Raw genomic sequence first — 19,437 nt, forward strand, 5'->3', positions numbered from 1 at the left:
AGGTTTCTTGTAAAATTACAACTAAAAGTTGTAATCAGAGTTTCATTTTTGCGCTTACATTCCTTTTTCTTCCAAAAACGCAACGGTCCAATGCTGCATAGTCTTGAATGCTTTGAATTTCAGTATAACCGTTTTTTTCAAAAAAACCGCATACATCTGTACGCTGCGAAGCACCAATCTCAAAACACAGCCAGCCGCCCTCGGCAAGTTTGGGAGCATAGGCTTTTGTAATGTATTCGTAAAAACGCAGCCCTTCTTGTGCAGCAACCAGTGCCATTTTAGGCTCATAGGCAAGCTCGGGCGCAAGCGCGGCATACTCCGCATCGGTTACATAGGGAGGGTTTGAGATAATAAGATCATAGCGGGTGTCCAAAAGCTGGTTTTCATAACCTAAAACGTCTGCTTCCACCACATCAACTTCTTCCGGTGCGGCATTTTGACGCAGATAATACAGTGCCTTGGGTGAAAGCTCCACGCAGGTAACCTGCGCATCCTTTCGTTCATGCTTTATAGCAATGCCGATGGCTCCGCTGCCGGCACAAAGATCCAGCACGCGAGGCGCCTTGCAGGGTGCAATCAGCTCCAGTGCTTTCTCCACCACCGTTTCGGTGTCTGCCCGGGGAATCAGTACGCCCTCCCCTACTTTGAGCACCACATTACAAAAGCCCCATTCGCCCAGCAGATATTGCAGCGGGCGCCGGGTACAGCGGTCATCGCAAAGCTGCTGCAAAGCCGCCTGCATCTTTGGTGCAAGCGGCTCTTCGGGTAAAAAAGCAAGGCGAGAACGCCCGGTTATGTGGCGAAACATCAAGTCCGCCTCATATTCGGCATCCTCTATGCCCGCTTTTGCAAGCGCCGCTGCCATGCGGCGGTATTGTTCCAGCGCTACCATCGGTCGTCCTCTCCCTCATGGGGCAATACTTCCTGCACTGCTGCAATTGCAACCTCAATCATATCGTCGGTCGGCTCGGCAGTGGTAAGTCGCTGTAGCCAAAGGCCGGGGGCGGAAACCGCACGGGTAAATGCATTATTGTGGCGGCCTGCAAATTTAATCAGCTCGTAGGAAAGCCCCATAACAAGGGGCAGACAGAGCAGTTTCAGCCCTACGCGGCCAAAGGTAGACGTCCAGGGTACAAACGAGAAAATGATAATACTGATGAGGAGCACAAAAATCAAGAAGCTGGTGCCGCAGCGCGGATGAAAACGGCTGTTGTGGCGTACATTCTCTACCGTCAGCTCTTCTTTTGCTTCATAGGTCGCAATGGTTTTATGCTCTGCACCGTGATATTGAAAAACGCGATGAATCGTCTCCATACGCGAAACAGCGTATAGGTAGAGCACAAAAAGAACAATCTTGCTCACGCCCTCTACCACTGCTTTGAAAACGCCAAGCTCTACAAAACGAGCAATAAAACCGGTGATAACCGTGGGCAGCACCATGAAAAGTGCAATGGCAAGCACGCCACCCAAAACCGCAGAAAGATACATCATAAAGTTGGTTGTTTTATCGCCCAGATGCTTTTCTGCCCAGCGCTCAAAGCGGGTTTTCTCTTCTTCTTTCTCCTCTTCGGTCATGCTAATCTCGGCAGAGCGCATGAGGCATTGATAGCCCGTAATTAAAGAGTCTATAAATGCAAAAATCCCGCGCAGCACTGGCAGTTTTGCCCATTTGTGCTGCTTTACGGGTTTGGTGTCAATGTCAATCTCACCGGTTGGGGTGCGCACCGCCACGCTAAGTGCAGAGGGGCCGCGCATCATAATGCCCTCGATGAGAGCCTGACCGCCTACTGAAGTTTGGAATTTTTCTTTACTCATTTATCTTCCTTTCCCGCGCCCCATAACGGGGGCAATACAGTTGCATAGATTCGTTGAGCGGTATGTGCCTTTTGGCGACTTTCGCCCTTTATGAAGCACGGACGGTTTCAGACCCTTTAATCGGCAAAATAATAATGCCTGTGGTACCCTGCCCGTAAACACTTTCAATATCAAAGGTACCGCCTTGCGCGGTTACCAGTTCCTCTACCACCGCAAGGCCGATGCCGCTGCCACGTACCGAGCCTTGCCCTTTGAAAAACTTTTGCTTTACATTTTCAAGATCTTCGGGCAAAATGCCAGGGCCCTGGTCACGAATTTCAACCCTCGCCTTTCCGGCCTGCACAATCAGCACAGTGCGAATTTCGCCACCATGCGGAGAGTATTTCAGCGCATTGTCCAGCACATTCAAAAACACCTGCCGCAAGCGGTTTTTGTCCGCATAAACGGGGCACGGCAATTCCGGCTCATCAAATGCCAAAGTTACCCCCTCGTTTGCCGCGCGCTGTCCCACCATCAGCAGTGCATCGCTCAACTCTGCAACAAGGTCGAGCAGTTCGCACTGCAGCGAAACCGCACCGTTTTGAATGCGCGAAAAGTCGAGCAAGTCTTCTACCATATTGTACAGGCGGTCGGTTTCACTCATGATAATGCCGATGCCTTTTTTGTAGTTTTCATTGGTAGGGTCGTTCATCACCGCAAGGGTTTCTGTCCAGCCTTTAATGGAAGTCAGCGGCGTGCGCAACTCGTGCGAAACCGATGAGATAAACTCATTTTTCAGCTGCTCTGTTTTGCCCAGCTCGTCCGCCATATAGTTAATTGTGTTGCAAAGCCGGCCTACCTCGTCGTCGTATTTGTTTTCAAGGCGGGCGTTAAAATCGCCTGCCGCAATACGGGTTGCTGTTTGCTCTACCCTACCCAGTGGAATCACAATTGACCGGATAAAGTAGGTACCCGAAAGTATGCTAAAAAAGAGTACCAACAGCACAACGCCAAACGAGAGCAGCACCATAATGCCCATCTGGTTATCTACATTAACAAGGCTGGTGACGAACCGCACCGCGGCAATACCGCCTGCGGGGCTGGGCACCAGATAGGTAATTGCCATCAACCGTTCGCCACCGGTACCGACAGCGCCGATAAACTCGCCAATGCCGTTTTGGTTGCGGGTGGCCTCGGCAAAATCGTTCAGCTCTGAGGCATACGACGGCACAAAACCCGTAGAGGTGGAAACCACACGCCCGTCGCTGCCAAGCAGCATAAATTCAAACTTGCTTTTTTCTCCAAACTCTTCTGCCAAGCGGCGCAGCATCAAACTGCGCTCGGTGTCTGAATCATCCGACATGGCCGAGAGTTGGCCGGAAAGGGTGTTTACCCGACTCATAATGGCAGAGCGCACCCCAGAGTAGTAGGAGCTGCGCAGGTAGAAGACAAACACGACCTCGCACAGCAGCAGTACCGCAATGGTAATCAGCAGGTTGCCGCGCACCCAGCGCTTGGTAATGGTATTGGTTTTACGATCCAACCTGCCCTGCTCCCTTCCGTTTGGTGTGATATGTATTTGCTAAGCTTTCCAGCGATAGCCATAGCCCCACACGGTGGAGATGTGCTGCGGATTGCTCGGCTCGTCTTCAATTTTCATACGCAGACGCCGAATATTTACGTCGACTATTTTAACATCGCCAAAATAGTTCTGGCCCCAAACGCCTTCCAGAATTTTGTCGCGCACCAGCGCTACGCCGGGATTTTGGAAAAACAGTTCCATAATCTGGAACTCGACCTGTGTGAGGTCGATAGGCTCGCCGTTTTTATAAAGCACGCGGCTTTTTTGGTCCAGCACAAAGGAGCCGGAAACCAGCCTGCCATCGCTCTGATGCTCCGGTGCCGAGCGTTGTACCCGGCGGCAGAGTGCTTCTACACGGGCCAGCAATTCGGAGACACTGAATGGTTTTGTGATGTAATCATCCGCGCCAATGGACAGACCGGTAATTTTGTCTTTTTCCTGCGTTTTTGCAGAGAGGATGATAATGCCAATCTCTGAGGAGTCGCGCCGAATTGTCTCGCATAGAGAAAATCCGTTCATGCCGGGAAGCATCAAGTCCAGCAAAGCGAGGTCAAACCCTTCTTTCAGCTGGCTCACCAGCTCCAGGGCACGCTCTGCACTGGCAGCCTCCGAAACTTCATATCCAGCCATGCGCAGGTTAAGCGCAATAACCTCTCTGATCGCGTCTTCATCCTCTACCACTAAGATTCTTCTCATGAAAAAATCCTCCTGTATTTTCCGGCCTTGCAGAGAGACCGATGATCCGTCACCCAAGGACGGTAATGTTATTTAAAACTGCGGTTGGATTGGCACCGCCGCCGCCCAGAATACGTGCATAAATACGGCTTCCAGCAGAAGCTCCCACCTGTTTATATTCTTCTCTCTTGCCATAAACCAAAATGTTATCGGCAAGGGTATCTTCTTTGGCAACCATCTGCATAATCAGCAGTTTGCTTTCTTCGTCGCCCTTTTTCACAATGCACCAGTCATCCCCTGCAAGGCTGCGCAGGGCTACATTGTTTTTCCAACCAACCGGCAGCGGCACAAAACAGTTGTAGGCAATGTCCACCACCCCAAATACTTTTTCGTTAGAAGGCTCGGGCGTTGCGGTTGGCTGCGGTGTTGCCGACGGCGTGGGTGTCGGGGTAGGTTTCGGCAGTGTGTTCGGCAGTGCAGAAACGATAGTCCGCGGGAACTTTGTTGTCTGCACAAAATTATTTTCAAAGGTTTCGATATTCGTAAAATCGTAATAGCTCACCCAAAGCCAGCGGGCATTGCCTGCCCCGTCTTTAACGGTACCTAAAACGACTGGAGATTCAACAATTCCGTCATTGTCCGCATCTCGGCTTTTTAAAAGCGGCGTGTCCCGTTTGGTCAGGTTTACAATGTCGCTGCCCAGCTCAAAGCTATAACTCACGAATTTTTTGTTTTCGCAGCGCAGCACTTCGCTGGCATAAGAGCCGCCTGCCAGCGTACCGTCAATCACAAGCGCATTGGTACCGTCGCCCGCTGGTGTGGCAGAAAGAGCAATACAGCTTTGCAGCCGCACATCCAGCGTGACCGAGTAGATAGTGGCAAGGGTGCCGTTTTGTACGGTAAGCAAGCTTGCTTCAATCGGCCCGGGCTGTGTTGCAGGCGAAAGCACGACCAAATCGTTGGTGGTGTTGCCGGTGAAATCCGCCAGCACATATTCCGAATAACTCTGGTCGTACAGCTTTTGCAGCGTTTGGTCTTTGTAGTTGTAAATAGCAAGGTATTTATCGCTGAGGTTGGTGCTGGTATAGCCCACAATCAAACTGGGGCTGCCATTTCCGTAAAGATCGCTGATTGAAATTGCCTCAATTTCGGTGCCGAGACCTTCACTTTCAGAAGTGAGTACATACTCATCCTTTTGCAAAGAAAAAACGGCCAAATGGACGTTGCGGCTGGTAGACTCGTCCGAATAAAAAACGACGATTTCATTGATGCCGTCCCCATCCATGTCGCTGGTGACAAACGGCGAAAGGAACTCGCCGCGCCGGGGATACTTTAGCCGCACCGCACTGCCTACATGTTCGTCGAGCAAGTCTGTAATACGGCTTTGCTGCAAGGTCAGCCGAGGAGGGCTAAGCAGCTCGTCCACATTGCCCGCAAGGCCGCTGCACCCTGAGAGCAGCAGCATGAGAATCAGGGCCAGACTGATTATTTTGGCTTTCATCTGCTCCTCCTTGGTCGGTCTTATTCGCGCAGCAGGCAAAGGCATTTTATTTTTAAAAGCTTATGCTTTACTTGGCATAATTATATGCACCGCGCACAAGCGCCGGCAATGCGCTGTTTAAAGGATATTATATCACCTTGCCTTTAAAATCGCAACAAATCAGCCTTTTCATAACATGTTTTGTCCATCGGCTATCGCCGCTTTACCGGCACTCTATTGAGCGCATCGTACAGCCATTTTTCAGCTTATAGCCTTTGCTTTTTTGTTGTCATAACGGCAAAAATCCATTTCCGGAATATGGAAATTTTTTGTAAACATTTAGCTTTCGCTGTTTTATTTTGAACCGCTGTCCTTTTCAATACGATAGTGCAGCAATCTTTTTTCATCCAGTAGTGCCAAACCCTCTATTCACTTCCAGCTTTTGAATAGAGCATTTGGTACGGTTTTGGTAATCTTCAGTTTAACACAGGAATTCACATATGGCTTACAGCAAAAAAATCCCCACTGCCATAATCACGGTACCTGCCACCATGCCCAGAATTGCGGCACCTTTTTCGTTCCATTCCAAGCTGCCGGGTATCAACTCGCTGTAAGAAACAAAGCTCATAATACCGGCAATCATCGCCACCAGTCCATCCAGAAAAGCCGGGCTGATATATTGCCGCAACAGAAAAAATGCAAGCACAGCGCCCACCGGCTCTGCCAAACCAGAGCCGAGCGAAGCCAGAAATCCGCGCATCTTAGAGCCGGTAGCATAATAAACCGGCACCGAAACCGCAATGCCTTCCGGAATATTGTGCAGTGCAATGGCAATCGTCAGCGTTAGCCCCAGCTTTGGGTTTCCATAGCCGGTAAAAAGGGTAAGTATGCCTTCGGGCAAATTGTGCAGCAACAAAACTGCAGTGGTGACGATTGCACTTTTTGCAGCCCGCACCCGCATCGTGACGTTTCCGTCTCCGCGCTTTGCCAGTTTTGCAGCATCCGGTTCCGGCAGGCAGTTTTGCAATAGCCAGGCGATGACACAGCCCGCTATAAAAAGGCTAAGGGCCGCAAAAACAGCTTTTCCGCCCGGCAAAAACGTGCGGTAAGCTTCCACCGTTTCCGGCAGCATATCGGCAAGTGAAACCGTCAGCATGACCCCGCCTGCAAACCCCAGTGAAAATGCCATCATACGGTCGGTCGGCTTGCGGCAGCCCACCACGATCAGCCCACCCAGCCCAGTAGAAAGTCCCGCAAGGCTCGTCATTAAAATTGCAGTCAGCATGGCCAATTCCTTCCCTTTCATCCTCTTCTTTTCGTAAAAGAATATGAACGGCAACGCTTTGGCAGACCCACTTGTACTTTATTTGTGCAAAACAGTGCTGTTGACGAGCAATAAAAAAGCAGCCTTTCTTAAAAACAAGAAAGGCTGCCATGTGGGCTTATATGAGGCAGGGCGTTGCGCCTGCTTTGGTTTAGTAGTTGTTGCCAGCGTCGACGTTATCCAGAATTTTGATAGCGCTTGAAGTACCAAGGCGATCCGCACCCAGCTCCAAAAAACGCTCCATATCAGAAACAGTACGAATACCGCCGGCTGCCTTAATTTTGCAGCGACCCCGGCAGCAGCGTGCAAATAGCGCGATATCGTCAAACGTAGCACCACCAGTAGAAAAGCCGGTGCTGGTTTTAATAAAGTCTGCGCCGGCATCGCAAACGATGTCGCACATTTTTTCTTTTTCTGCTTCTGTCAGCAGGCAGGTCTCGATAATTACTTTCAGCACCTTATCGCCAACAGCCTCTTTAATCGCACGAATCTCATCTTCCACTTTTTTATATTCACCGGATTTGAGATCGCCGATGTTGATAACCATGTCAAACTCGACAGCGCCATCACGCAGGGCCTGCTGTGCCTCAAAAGTTTTGGCCTCGGTGCTCATAGCGCCCAAAGGAAACCCGATGACAGTGCAAACCGGCACGCGGCCTGCCAGATATGCTACCGCCTGTTTTACGTAACCGGAGTTGATGCAGATGGAAGCAGTTTTGTTTGCCACAGCTTCATCACAAAGGGTGCGAATCTGCTCCCAAGTGGACTCCGGCTTCAGCAGAGTATGGTCTACTTTTGCTAAAATCTCTTCTCTTTTCATAGCTTTTCCCTTTCTTTTTTCGGCGCGGCTGTTCACCTGCCGGCATCTCATCGCCCAAGGACTGCCCGGGCGGTACTACAAAATTATGCTGCGTTAAAAGCCCAGTTCTACATAGGAACGAAAACGCTCTTTGCCGTCCAATGCGGCGTCAATTTTGGCAATCATCGCTTCTCGGTCGCGGTTAAGGGTCCCAGCCAGTACCAGGTAGTTGGAAGCATGGTTCGAACGGAACACGCTGCCCTCGCTGTCGATATGCTCCAGCAGCACGCGGGTTTCGTGAGCCAGCTGTTTGGGGCTGGGCGGAGTAACAATGCCTTCTTTGACCATTTTCTCCAGCGGGGTGCCGGAATAAACACGAAGCGTGAGCAGACCGATATAATCCGGCTTCATGGCAGAGAGCGCAGCAGCGGTATCGACCGCATGCTCCTGCCAGTGCTCGGTACCGCCAAGGCCAGAAATTGCAGTAACCGAAAGCGCCAGACCGGCAGCTTTCACTTTCTGCCCTGCACCTACGATTTCAGCGGCTGTTTCGCCTTTGTTCATGCGGGCGAGCACTTCTTCGTTGCCAGACTCAAGGCCGAGATAAACAATGCCAAGCCCTTCGCTGTGCAGTTTTGCAAGTTCTTCAGGGGTTTTGCGCAGAATGCTGCGGGGCGAGCCGTAAATGCCGACACGGCGGCATTCCGGAATCTTTTTACGAATGTGCTTTAAAATTGTGGTCAGGGTTTCCATCGGCAAAATCAAAGCGTCGCCGTCTGCCAAAAACACACGTTCAATCAACGGGTAGTTGGCGCGCGCATTGTCGATATCCTCAAGAATTTCTGCGAGCGGGCGCACACGGAATTTCTTTTCTTTATACATGCTGCAAAACGCACATTTGTTGTGAGAGCAGCCAATTGTGGCCTGCAAAATCAAACTATATGCCTCGCTGGGCGGACGGAACACTCTTCCGTAATATCTCATAAAGGGAACCTATTCCTTTCTGTGAAAAACTTCTTTTTGGCGCAGTTTACCATGGGTAAGTACGCCGTAATATCTTAGGCAATCATGCACAGTTTTAGGCAGCTCGCCCCAGTCTGCATCTTTTTGCAAAAACCACAAAGCCAAACGTTATGATTGAGCAAAAACCACAACGTAACCCAGGGCAAAACGCCGCTGTACATCATGCCGTATTTCTTATATTATACCATTTTTGTGTTAAAGATGGAAGCGTCTGCACAGCTCAGAGCGGAACGGTGCCCCCTGCAAAGTGAACAGTGCAGCCAGATAAATAATGCTGACCACTACACAGACAAGCGAGGGATAAATAATCCCACACAACCCGGTAAGTATCGAGATAACCGGCAGTAGCCCAAGCACGGCAATTGTGCAGACGTAAATAAAACTCTCCTCAATTGGGATGTGCAAGGCAAGCACCAACACAAGTGTGGTTGCCATAGCGGTGACGAGCAGCGAAGGCACCACAAAATCCACCGACCAGCCGCGCCACCCGGTGCCAAAATCCCAGGCCACGCAAAGCAGGCTGCCGAGCAATACCTGCCAGCTCAACGCTTTTAATGGGTTATGCCGCTTGCGGATAAACACCAGCAGGCAAAGCCACCCGCACCCAAGCCCCGCAAGGATAAAAAGGCTCCACCAGCCACTTTCGTGCAGGGCAAAATTGATAGCCACCGAAACGGCGGCTACGACTATCGTTAAAAATTGCAGCAAACGGTACAAAAAACTCTGTTTCGGATTTAAAAGCGGCAGGCGTGGAAACGCCAGCGGCTCTTGCCCACCCAAATCCCTTAGCCTATTATGGCAAAGCGGACAGCGCAGTCCACCGCTTTCTACCTGTACGCGGCAGCTATCGCAATATTTCATGGTCGTCGGTTCTCCTTTTCTCGCGGGGCACTTCAGTCCTCGGTTTCGGTGTTGCTGGCAACGATGGTCACCGGTATGCCCAGCTCGGTAAGGCGTTTAAAAAAGCTGCATTGCACATCTGTGGCAAGAAATGCACTGGTAAAACTCAAGGTAACGGTATCCAAAAAGGTGCTGCTAATCAGCAAAATGCGGCCCGTGCTGTTAAACACATCCATTGCAGCCACATAAGGGATAAGCTCTGGTGGCAGCACAATCGTGCCTACATTAGAATAGCTGGCCGTTGTGTTGCGGGCTGTGATTTTATAGGCAATGTTCATACCAAGGTTTTTCAGCGGCAACGGCAAAACGCGCGCAAACGGGTTGCGTTCCAGCGATGCAAGGCGCACCAGACGCGCCGTAAAATGCTCTAAATCCAGGCGGCGTTTGAAATCCGCTGCGACTTTTTCGATAATCTGCGACCGTTCGGGAAAGCCGGTTTTAAAATGATAGCCGGTTTCAAACACACTGAAGAAATTGCGGCAGGTAAGCGATGGGAAGAAATTGCGCAGATTAACGGGAATGGAAAGCTGGACAGGCAATCGCTTTAGCCGCCCTACCGGCAGATTTTCTGCCAGGCTTTCGAGCAAAAGTGCCGTAACAAACACCGTAATGGTGGCATTTTCTGCCTTGGCCGCTGCTTTCAGTGCAGCAAGCGGCACTCGCCCTTCGATGACGCCGATGCGGCGCTCGAAGTTTTTTTCTCCACGCAGCTGCGCCGCTTTCGCAGGCTTTGAGTGACGCTTGCGGCGCGCAGAGGGATCATAATAGCGTGCAAAGCTATCGTCCATACGCTGGCCGAGTGTAGCATCGTACTCGGGCAAAATCATACGCCCGCCCAGTTCCTCTGCATGAGCGAGCGAAAGGTAACGGCTGACGAGAACACGGAAAAACTGAATGGCACCCGTGCCGTCAGTCAGTGCGTGATACATCTCCAAACTGATGCGGCGATCAAAGTAAACCACCCTCATTAATGGCGAGTGCGAATCGTGGTACAAGGCCGTCATTGGGGGCAGCGTTTCAGGTTCTACGCGGATGCGCTTTTCGGATTCTTCAAGATAGTACCAAAAGGCTCCCTGCCGCAGTACGCTTGAAAAAGCCGGGAACTCCGGCAGCGTTTCGTCCAACGCACGCTGTAAAAGCTCTGGCTGTACAGGCTGCTTTAACTGACACGCAAACCGAAATACTTTGGTATCCGTACCATGGCTGTTAGATGGGAAGATTTTTGCGGCGTTGTCTAAGGTGCGCCACGCTTTGGGACGTCTCGCACTCATTAAACTCTCACCCCTTGTTCTAAAAATTCATTGATCTGCGCATAGGCGCGCTTTACGTGTACAAACCGCGGCGGCAGCGCAATAAAGCCATGAATGGCACTTGCCAGACGCACAATTTTCGTTTCTACCCCCGCGCCCGAAAGTGCGCGCCCGTAGGCCTCACCTTCGTCTCGCAGCGGGTCGTATTCCGCCGTAATAATGAGTGTTTTCGGCTGGCTGGAAAGGTCTTTTGCCAGCAGCGGAGCAAAATACGGCGAGGTAAGGTCAGCGTCTGAACTTTTGTATAAATCCATATATTCCTGCACCCTGCGCGAGGTCAGCAGGTAGTCGGTGCCATTGGTGCGCACCGAGGGGAACGGCGACGTTTCGCTGTGGTCGCTTGCCGTAGCGGGATACAGCAAAATCTGGCGGCGCGGCAGAAATTCGCCGCGGTCGCGAGCCATTAGACTAACCGCAGCAGCAAGGTTGCCGCCCGCAGAATCGCCAATTAAGGTAATTTGCTCCGGCTTAATTCCGGGCACGCCTCTGCCGCAAAACAGCTCTCGCGCAACGCAGTAGCAGTCTTCAAGCCCGGCGGGGAATTTATGCTCCGGCGCAAGCCGATAGTCCACCGAAAGCACCAGCTGCCCGGTGGCTTTCGCCATGCTGCTGCATACTTTATCGTAACTGTCGATGTTGCCGGTTACCCAGCCACCGCCATGAAAAAACAAAAGCAGCCCACGAGGCTTTTCTAAAAAGCTGTCGCCGGGCGCAAACAGCCGTACCGGTATGGTATGCCCGCAGCGTGCGATTTCGTGATCCAGCGTTTGGTATGGGCTTTTCAGCACCCGCCGCCCGGTAAGCGTCTTTACCTCTCGCATCAGCTTGTAATTTTTACTTACGTCGGGGTCTGCATAAGAGATCGCGCGCAGAGCCGCAAGCATCGCCTGGTTAATCGACATGTCAGGCCTCCTCCGTTGAATTGTATTGTGCTAGTGTCTCGGCTGCGTATGCGGCAAAACGGTCCACTACCGCCGCCGGTGCCACAATGCGGGCATCTTTGCCAAAGCCGAATATCCAGCCGAAAAACTGCGGGCTAACCGCCACCTTAACTGAGAATGTGAATGTGTCCTCCCCTTGTGGGGTCAACACCACATCGGTGCCGAAACGGTCCAGCACTACGCCAACCAACCCTGCTGCAAAGCGCAGTGTCACCTGGCTTTCTTCGCCGCCAAACATACCAAACATACCGCGGCTGTACAGCGCGGGGTCAAAGCGCTCATAGGCTTCTTGCCCGGTGCGTTTTTCTTCTTCTACGCGAATGCTCTGCATCTTATCCACACGATAATGCCGCAGCATCTGGTTTTGTTCCTCGTATGCCACAAGATAGTAATATTCGTCATCCCAGATAAGCGCATAAGGTGATACCCGGTACCGCGCGCCGTCCCGGCGCAGCTGTTTTTTCTTTTGTACCGTCCACGAAAAATAGCAAAAAGAAATCTGGCGATTGGCACCAATGGCTGCGTGCAGCTTATCAATATTGTAATAAATGCTTTCGTTCATCGTTTTGATGCGCCCGGTAACGTAGACCTGCCGCTGCAAAGCACCGGCTTCATATCGGCTTGCCAGCTGCTCGAGTTTATGAATCAGCTCGCCGCTTTTTTTACTGGTGATAAACCGGCTACTCTGCACCGCATCTACCAGCAGTTTTAATTCCGGCAGCTGAAATTCCCGGCTGGCAAGAAAATACTCCCACTCGTCTGCACGGCGCAGCACAATGTCCATTCCACAGCTGCGAAGCGTGTCTACATCGTCGTAAATACTCTTGCGCTCTGCGGCAATACCGCGTGCCGAAAGCTCTGACAAAATGCGCCCGGTGCTGAGCCCGTGCTCATCATCCGTATATTCCATAAAAAGCTTCGCTAAAACAAGCAGCTTTTTCTTTTGCCCCGCAGACTTCGCCATAGCGCACCTCTGTTGTCAGTTTGGATAGTTCCAGTATAACATATGTCCTTTTTTGTGTACAGATAGTGCGCAGCAAAAAACAGCCCTCCGCTGGATAAGCGAAGGACTGTTTTTGAGTTATATTCTGCCATAAAGCGCCGCCAGCGCGTGCAGCTCTTGTGCAAAACTGGTTGTAAACACATCTTTTTGCACGCGCCACTGCCAGTTACCGCCCAGGGTGCTGGGGGTGTTCATCCGCGCTTCTTTGCCAAGGCCCAGATAATCCTGTAAGGGAATGATGCAGGTATCGGAAACGCTTGCCAGCGCTGCCCGCACCAAAGCACGGGTTAGGTCCTGCTCCGGCTGCAGCCCAAGGTAGCGTCGTGCAAAAGCGGCATCCTCCGGCGGGGCACTATACTGCCAGTCTGCGGTGGGCGGATTATCGTGGGTGCCGGTATACACCACGCTGTTGCGGGTGTAATTGTGCGGCAGATAGTCACTCTCCTCGCGGGAATCAAAAGCAAACTGCAACACCTTCATACCAGGGAATCCACTCTCCGCCAGCATACGACGCAGCGCGTCTGTCTGGTAGCCTAGGTCCTCTGCAATAATCGGCAGCTCCGGCAACGCCGTTTTGATTTTTTCAATCAACTTCATGCCAGGGCCTTCACGCCAACTGCCACCTACGGCATTTTTTGCCCCGGCGGGGATGGCATAATAGCTTTCGAATCCACGGAAATGGTCAATGCGGACTACATCGTAGACTTCGCCTGCATGGCGCAACCGGCGAATCCACCATGCACAGCCGGTATCCAAATGCTGCTGCCAGTTGTAAAGGGGATTGCCCCAAAGTTGGCCCTCCTCTGAAAAAGCATCGGGCGGGCACCCGGCGACTTCGGTTAAATCTCCGTTTTCATTGGTCTGAAAAAGCTCTCTCGAAGCCCACAGGTCAGAAGAATCCGGTGAAACATAAATGGGCAAATCGCCGATAATTTTTACGCCATGCTCGTTTGCATAGCTTTTCAGCCGGTGCCACTGTGCGTAGAAAAGATACTGGCAGACCTGCCAATAGCGAATTTCATGCTCAAGCCGAACCCTTGCAGCAAGCAGCGCCTCTGCATCTCGGCGGCGCAGCGGCTCAGGCCACTCGGTAAACGACACCATACCGTGCTCTGCCTTTAGTGCCATGAACAGCGCATAGTCTGGCAGCCATGCCATATTTTGCGCTACAAAGTCTGCATAAGCGTCACAACCGGTATCAAACCGGTCGGCAGCAAGGCGCAGCAGTTCAAATCGTTCGGCGTAAAGTGCACCGTAATCCACCTTGGCGGGGTCGCTGCCGCAATAGGTCGCTTCCACTTCTGCCCGCTGCAAAAGCCCTTCACCAATCAGCGTTTCCAAATCAATATAATAGGGGTTTGCTGCAAAAGCGGAAAAGCTTTGATAGGGGCTGTCGCCATAGCCAATGGGACCGAGCGGCAGTATCTGCCAATAGTGCTGGCCCGCCGCAGCCAAAAAATCTACAAAGCGATAGGCTTCTTCGCCCAGTGTACCGATGCCCCAGGGTGAGGGGAGGCTGGACGCTGGTAATAAAATCCCGCAGGTTCGTTTCAAAATGTGACCACCCTTTCTTTCAAAACGCAGCGGCCGAGGTCAAGGCCGCTGCGTTTGCTGTATTATCCTTTTACTGCGCCTGCCACAACGCCTTTAATAATGTGCTTCTGGCAAGCCATATAGAACACGATGATGGGGATAATGGCGAGCACCAGCATTGCCATCATGGCGCCCCAGTCAATAGAACCATAGCCACCTTTGAGGTACTGAATGGCAATGGGGATGGTTTTGTATTTTTTCAGATCCAGTACGAGGTACGGCAGCAAATAGTCGTTCCAAATCCACATGGTTTCGAGAATGCCAACCGAGATATAGGTCGGTTTCATAACCGGGAAAACCACTTTAAAGAAAATCTGCAACGGGTTGCAGCCATCAATCATGGCGGCTTCTTCTATCTCCAGCGGAATGCTTTTCACAAAGCCGCAGAACATAAATACCGCGAGGCCCGCACCAAAACCAAGGTAGACAAAGATGATGCCCAGTGGGTTATCCAGACGGAGCATATCTGCAATTTTCGAGAGGGTAAACATTACCATCTGGAATGGTACTACCATCGAGAAAACGCACAGCATATAAACCGAACGGGTAAAACGGTTGCTGCGGCGGGTGATATACCAAGCGCACATCGAGGTGCAGACAAGAATCAACGCTACCGAACCAACCGTAATAAAAAGGCTGGTGCCAAAGGCGTTAAAAAAGTCGGTTTTGCGAATGCCCTCGATATAGTTTTCAAAGCCGACAAAGCTTTTACTGTCGGGCAGTGTAAACGGATAGCGGTTGATGAACGCCTTTTTCTTGAACGAGTTGGTAAACACGATAACGATAGGCAGAACATACAGCACCGAGAAGAGCGAGAGAAAAATGGTAAGTCCCCAGCCGCCCTTTTGCTTTTTTTCGCTTGTCATTATTGCTGCACCTCCTTGCTGCGGGTCAGCCTAAGCTGAATCAATGCAATGGCCACAACAATGATGAAGAAGATGACTGCCTTTGCCTGGCCAACGCCCTCCCAGCCGACGCGGCTATAGAAGGTGCTGAAGATGTTCAGCGCGAGCATCTCTGTCTTGTTGGACGGCTGCCCGGCGGTCAGCGCGAGGTTCTGGTCAAACAGCTTAAAGCCGTTGGTCAGGGTTAAAAAGGTGCAGATGGTGATGCTTGGCATGCTCATCGGAATGGTGATCTTAAAGAGCGTCTGCCGTTTGGTGCAGCCATCAATCTCTGCCGCTTCATACAAATCGCCGGGGATGCTCTGAAGCCCTGCGATATAGATAATCATCATATAACCAATCTGCTGCCAGCAAATCAAAATAACGAGGCCCCAGAAACCGTATTTCGAAGAATAGGTCAGCGTGCGGCTAAAGTATTGCAGAATACCGTTAAAAATAAGCTGCCAGATATAGCCCAGCACGATGCCGCCAATGAGGTTAGGCATAAAGAAGACGGTGCGGAACACATTGGTGCCGCGAATTCCTTTGGTCATCAACATAGCTACCGCAAAGGCCAGCACGTTGATGGCAATTACTGAAACAATGGTAAACAGTACTGTAAACCAAAGCGAGTGAAGGAATGTCGCATCCTGAAACACTTTAATGTAGTTTTTAAGCCCTACAAATTTGCCGTCAGTAACGGTTGTAAATTCACAAAAGCTTAAATAGATGCCCATGATAAACGGAAGAATGAAACCTACGAAAAAGGCCAACATCGTGGGCAGTATAAAAATAGGAGAATACTTTCTGAGTGATCGTTCCACAGGGCCTCACCTCATTTCTGCATTTTTTATCGGGGTCGCCTCTCGGCAATGGAACCGTATGGCAGGTAGAATTTCCGGGAATGGCCTCCAAAATTCAATCTTTACGCAAATAAGATGATATTTTGGTTTTCTGCCTGCCAAAAGTTCCTGCTTTTTCAGCTCGCCCGTTTGTAAGAAAGCACGTTGGGGCGACCAACGCTTCTTTCATGTAAAAGAGGGGTGAGCGGGTACGCTCACCCCTCTTTGCTCAGGGTATTTTAGTGTTGCATAGTGTTAGATTAGGCTTTTTTCTCGGTTGCCCAGCCATCTACAAATGCTTTGGTAACTGCACTCCAGTCGCCGGTGCCCTGTGCGTACTCAAGCAGTGCATTGCCAACGCCGTTCTTCCACTCTTCAGAGGGCATGGTGGTGAAGCACCACAGCACAGAGGTCTTACCGTCTGCGATATACTGGTCAGCAGCTGCAATCAGCGGGTTGGAGGGCAGGAACTCGCCAGTGAAGCCTTTGAACGGGCAAACAAAGCCCATCTCGCTGGAAAGTGCGGTTTTGCCTTCTTCGCTGGTGACACACCATTTCATAAAGTCGAGGGTTGCCTGAATGTCTTCGGGTTTTGCATTTTTGTTAACACACCAGTAGTTCTCAGAACCGGTGCAGAGGCCCTGGTTCTCTTCGCCTTCAGCGCCGATATAGATGGGCAGCATGCCGATCTCATCGTCTTTGAGGGTGTCAGCTTTCTGGATATCGCCATAAGCCCAGGTGCCGTTCTGGTAAAAGACTGCCTCGCCGAGTACGAACTCCGACAGAGCGTCGTCGCCAGTTTTGCTGGAGAGCAGAGAGGGCGCGCAGGTGGAATCGGTGATATACAAATCCCAGATGTTCTTGTAGTTGTCGAGGTAGGTGCCTTTGATGGCTTCGGTATCGCCAATGCCGTCTTTCTGATATTCATAGTAGATCGGCAGGTTGGCGAGGTGAGTTTTAAAGCGCCAGTCAGAGGAGCTATCCATACCGGCAGAAGCGAATGCGCCTTTGATACCCAGCTCAGCTTTGCGAGCCTGGATATCGTCAGCAACTTTCTTCAAAGAAGCGAAGTTGGTGATGTCTGCTGCGGTATAGCCTGCTTTTTCGAGCAGAGTTTTGTTGTAGATGATGCCGTAGGTTTCGATAACATAAGCAATGCCGTAAACAGCGTTGCCGTCTTTCAAGGCAAAGTCATCGCTCTTCAGCTCTTTATAAACATCGGTGCCGGAAAGGTCGTAGCAGTAATCTTTCCAAGCGGCGAGACCAACCGGGCCGTTGACCTGGAACAGGGTCGGTGCTTCGGTTTTAGCAATTTCGCTCTTCAGGGTCTGCTCATAAGTGCCGGAAGCGGCGGTTACAACGTTCACGGGAACGCCGGTCTGCTCGGTGTATTTTTTTGCGAGTGCGGTCCACTGGTCTGCCTGCTCGGGTTTAAAGTTCAGGTAATAGACCTGCCCTTTTGCACCGGTCGAGGTGGAACCAGAGGAAGCTGCGGGCGTACTGCTAGACGCGGCGCCGCCGCAGCCTGCAAGTGCGCTTGCAGTCATAACTGCTGCGAGTGCAAGTGCCAGAACTTTGTTCATTCTTTTCATAACTATCCTCCTAAAAATTGCGTATATGCTATCATCAACCGGTATGGGCCGGTCGATTACAACCAAACGAACCTTGCGCCCTTCGCCCGGCGCTGCTGTTTTTTGTCCGTCATTTTAATCAGTATGGGCAGCTATCGCGTCTACATTCATACCGAGCGGACAGAATCGCCCTCCTGCAGGCGAAAATCTACAACCACCGTTTCAGCCGGGGTCCTTTTTTCAATATGAGAAACCAGTAATGCAACGCTGCGCTCGGCGATTTCTTTAATTGGCTGGCTGATGGTCGCCAGTTTGGGATCATAGAACTGAGCCAGCTCAATACCGTCAAAGCCCAGCACCGAAATATCCTCCGGCACCCGCAGTCCGCGGTCGCGCACAGCGCGGATGGCTCCAATTGCCATTGTGTCTGACATGCAGAAAACCGCGGTGAGATTTTTCTTTTTATCCAGCAGGCGGTTCATGGCACGGTAGGCACTACCGTAATTAAAGTTTGCCTTTTCGTATTTGGCCTCATCAAAGGTCTGCCCCTGCGCTTTAAAGCTGGCTGCGCAGCCTTCATAGCGCTGACCGCTGATGTAAGAAAGCTGAGTATTGCCGCCAACGATGCCGATGTGCCGGTGCCCTTTGGAGAAAAGATAAGCAATGGCGTTATATGCGGCGTCCACGTCGTCGATGCCGACCATCGAGAGGTTGGGGTAAGAGATTTCTTTTGCCACTGTGGTTGCGAGCACACAGGGCACGGGGATGGTCTCAAAATCTTTTTTAAAGCTTTCCGTGCTGCCGCCCAAAAAGATAATGCCGAGCGGTTTGCGCTCGCGGCAGAGCTGCGCTGCCACCAGTACCTCGTTTGCATCTTCGTCGAGGTAATGGCACTGGGCGCTGTAACCCGCTTCGCTTGCGGTACTCTGCATCTGCTCAATAAGCGCAGAGAGAAATGCATTGGAGTTGCCCTTGACCACAAGCAGAATGGTTTGGCTTTGCTGCTGCTTGAGCTGGCGGGCATTATTATTAGGCACAAAGCCGTGGGCTTCAACCACTTCGCGAATGCGGGCTTTTGCCTCTGGGCTGACATCAGGGTGATTGTTCAGCGCGCGGGAAACGGTGCTGATTGCATATCCCGATTCTCTTGCGATGTCCTTGATCGTCATGGGATAACGCCCTTTCTTGCAATATTGTGTCGGATAGAAACGTTTTCGGTAACGTTGCCGGAAACGTTTCCTGTTATTGGCAACATCAATATAACTCTCTCGCAACAAAATTACAAGAGGTTTGGTGCATTTTTGGCAATTCGTTCTGTTTGTATTTCTATTTTTTGTGTAAAATACATAAGCGCCTCCGTTTTTGCCTGTTGCGGCAAGTTGTTGCCACAGGCACTGCGCCGCTGGTTTTTGGCTGGTTTTCCTCTTAAAAATGCCGTAAAAGGCTTGCAAAAGTGGCCTTAAAGGTCTACACTATTACTATGCGCACACCCCGCAAGTACGGTGTTGCGACTTTAATTGATGGAGGGAAAACAAGTGGAACCTGCTCGACAAAGTACCCAGAACGGTGATCCTCTTTTGTGCCGGTCCTGTGCCGACGGAAATGCTTGTTTTTCCGCCCGGCCTTGATTTTTGCGCGCATTTTGAAGATCGCCGCAGAGCTATTTTCTCTGGTTTGAGAAAAGGCTCTGCGGTTTTTATTTGTTCTGTGTACCTG

General features: G+C 51.2%; 17 protein-coding genes. All 17 read right to left on the reverse strand.

Features of this window, described 5'->3' with window-relative positions:
- Positions 1–34 precede the first annotated feature (34 nt).
- Entirely contained in the window at positions 35–892 is an 858-nt protein-coding gene (gene prmC, locus C1A11_RS03915) for a peptide chain release factor N(5)-glutamine methyltransferase (RefSeq protein WP_102049093.1), read from the reverse strand.
- Positions 886–1,815 carry a DUF1385 domain-containing protein gene (locus C1A11_RS03920; protein ID WP_102049094.1) on the reverse strand — a complete coding sequence of 310 codons (930 nt, stop codon included), beginning with the start codon at positions 1,813–1,815 and terminating at the stop codon, positions 886–888. The genes prmC and C1A11_RS03920 overlap by 7 nt, the downstream gene beginning before the upstream one ends.
- 88 nt (positions 1,816–1,903) lie before the next feature.
- A complete protein-coding gene (locus C1A11_RS03925) occupies positions 1,904–3,337 on the reverse strand; it encodes a sensor histidine kinase (protein WP_102049095.1) in 1,434 nt (477 codons plus the stop codon).
- Between the two features lie 39 nt (positions 3,338–3,376).
- Positions 3,377–4,072 carry a response regulator transcription factor gene (locus tag C1A11_RS03930; protein WP_102049096.1) on the reverse strand — a complete coding sequence of 232 codons (696 nt, stop codon included), beginning with the start codon at positions 4,070–4,072 and terminating at the stop codon, positions 3,377–3,379.
- A 49-nt stretch (positions 4,073–4,121) separates the two neighbouring features.
- On the reverse strand, positions 4,122–5,552 hold the full coding sequence (locus tag C1A11_RS03935) for a hypothetical protein (protein ID WP_102049097.1): 1,431 nt from the start codon (positions 5,550–5,552) through the stop codon (positions 4,122–4,124).
- Positions 5,553–6,036: 484 nt separating this feature from the next.
- Complete coding sequence (locus C1A11_RS03940; RefSeq protein ID WP_180950237.1) at positions 6,037–6,816, reverse strand: ZIP family metal transporter; 780 nt, start codon at positions 6,814–6,816, stop codon at positions 6,037–6,039.
- A 190-nt stretch (positions 6,817–7,006) separates the two neighbouring features.
- The gene (gene deoC, locus C1A11_RS03945) at positions 7,007–7,675 is read right to left on the reverse strand and encodes a deoxyribose-phosphate aldolase (protein ID WP_102049099.1); all 669 of its coding nucleotides are present in this window, start codon (positions 7,673–7,675) and stop codon (positions 7,007–7,009) included.
- Positions 7,676–7,768: 93 nt separating this feature from the next.
- On the reverse strand, positions 7,769–8,638 hold the full coding sequence (locus C1A11_RS03950; RefSeq protein ID WP_102049100.1) for a radical SAM protein: 870 nt from the start codon (positions 8,636–8,638) through the stop codon (positions 7,769–7,771).
- 234 nt (positions 8,639–8,872) lie between these two features.
- Entirely contained in the window at positions 8,873–9,538 is a 666-nt protein-coding gene (locus tag C1A11_RS03955; protein ID WP_102049101.1) for a DUF6320 domain-containing protein, read from the reverse strand.
- A 32-nt stretch (positions 9,539–9,570) separates the two neighbouring features.
- A complete protein-coding gene (locus C1A11_RS03960) occupies positions 9,571–10,848 on the reverse strand; it encodes a hypothetical protein (RefSeq protein ID WP_102049102.1) in 1,278 nt (425 codons plus the stop codon).
- Complete coding sequence (locus C1A11_RS03965) at positions 10,848–11,789, reverse strand: alpha/beta hydrolase (RefSeq protein WP_102049103.1); 942 nt, start codon at positions 11,787–11,789, stop codon at positions 10,848–10,850. Before C1A11_RS03965 ends, C1A11_RS03960 begins: the two co-directional genes overlap by 1 nt.
- A gap of 1 nt (position 11,790) precedes the next feature.
- A complete protein-coding gene (locus tag C1A11_RS03970) occupies positions 11,791–12,792 on the reverse strand; it encodes a helix-turn-helix transcriptional regulator (protein ID WP_102049104.1) in 1,002 nt (333 codons plus the stop codon).
- A 117-nt stretch (positions 12,793–12,909) separates the two neighbouring features.
- Positions 12,910–14,385, reverse strand: a complete 1,476-nt coding sequence (gene malQ / locus C1A11_RS03975) for a 4-alpha-glucanotransferase (protein WP_102049105.1) — start codon at positions 14,383–14,385, stop codon at positions 12,910–12,912.
- A gap of 62 nt (positions 14,386–14,447) precedes the next feature.
- Positions 14,448–15,290, reverse strand: coding sequence for a carbohydrate ABC transporter permease (locus C1A11_RS03980; RefSeq protein ID WP_102049106.1), 843 nt, complete (start codon positions 15,288–15,290; stop codon positions 14,448–14,450).
- Positions 15,290–16,084: a carbohydrate ABC transporter permease gene (locus C1A11_RS03985; protein WP_376745139.1), complete on the reverse strand. Its 795-nt coding sequence runs from the start codon at positions 16,082–16,084 to the stop codon at positions 15,290–15,292. The genes C1A11_RS03980 and C1A11_RS03985 overlap by 1 nt, the downstream gene beginning before the upstream one ends.
- 326 nt (positions 16,085–16,410) lie before the next feature.
- Positions 16,411–17,742 carry an ABC transporter substrate-binding protein gene (locus C1A11_RS03990; protein WP_102049108.1) on the reverse strand — a complete coding sequence of 444 codons (1,332 nt, stop codon included), beginning with the start codon at positions 17,740–17,742 and terminating at the stop codon, positions 16,411–16,413.
- Positions 17,743–17,888: 146 nt separating this feature from the next.
- On the reverse strand, positions 17,889–18,890 hold the full coding sequence (locus C1A11_RS03995; RefSeq protein WP_102049109.1) for a LacI family DNA-binding transcriptional regulator: 1,002 nt from the start codon (positions 18,888–18,890) through the stop codon (positions 17,889–17,891).
- Positions 18,891–19,437: the final 547 nt, after the last annotated feature.

The sequence above is a fragment of the Pygmaiobacter massiliensis genome (genome assembly GCF_900199435.1).
In the GTDB taxonomy this organism is placed as follows: Bacteria; Bacillota; Clostridia; order Oscillospirales; family Ruminococcaceae; genus Pygmaiobacter; species Pygmaiobacter massiliensis.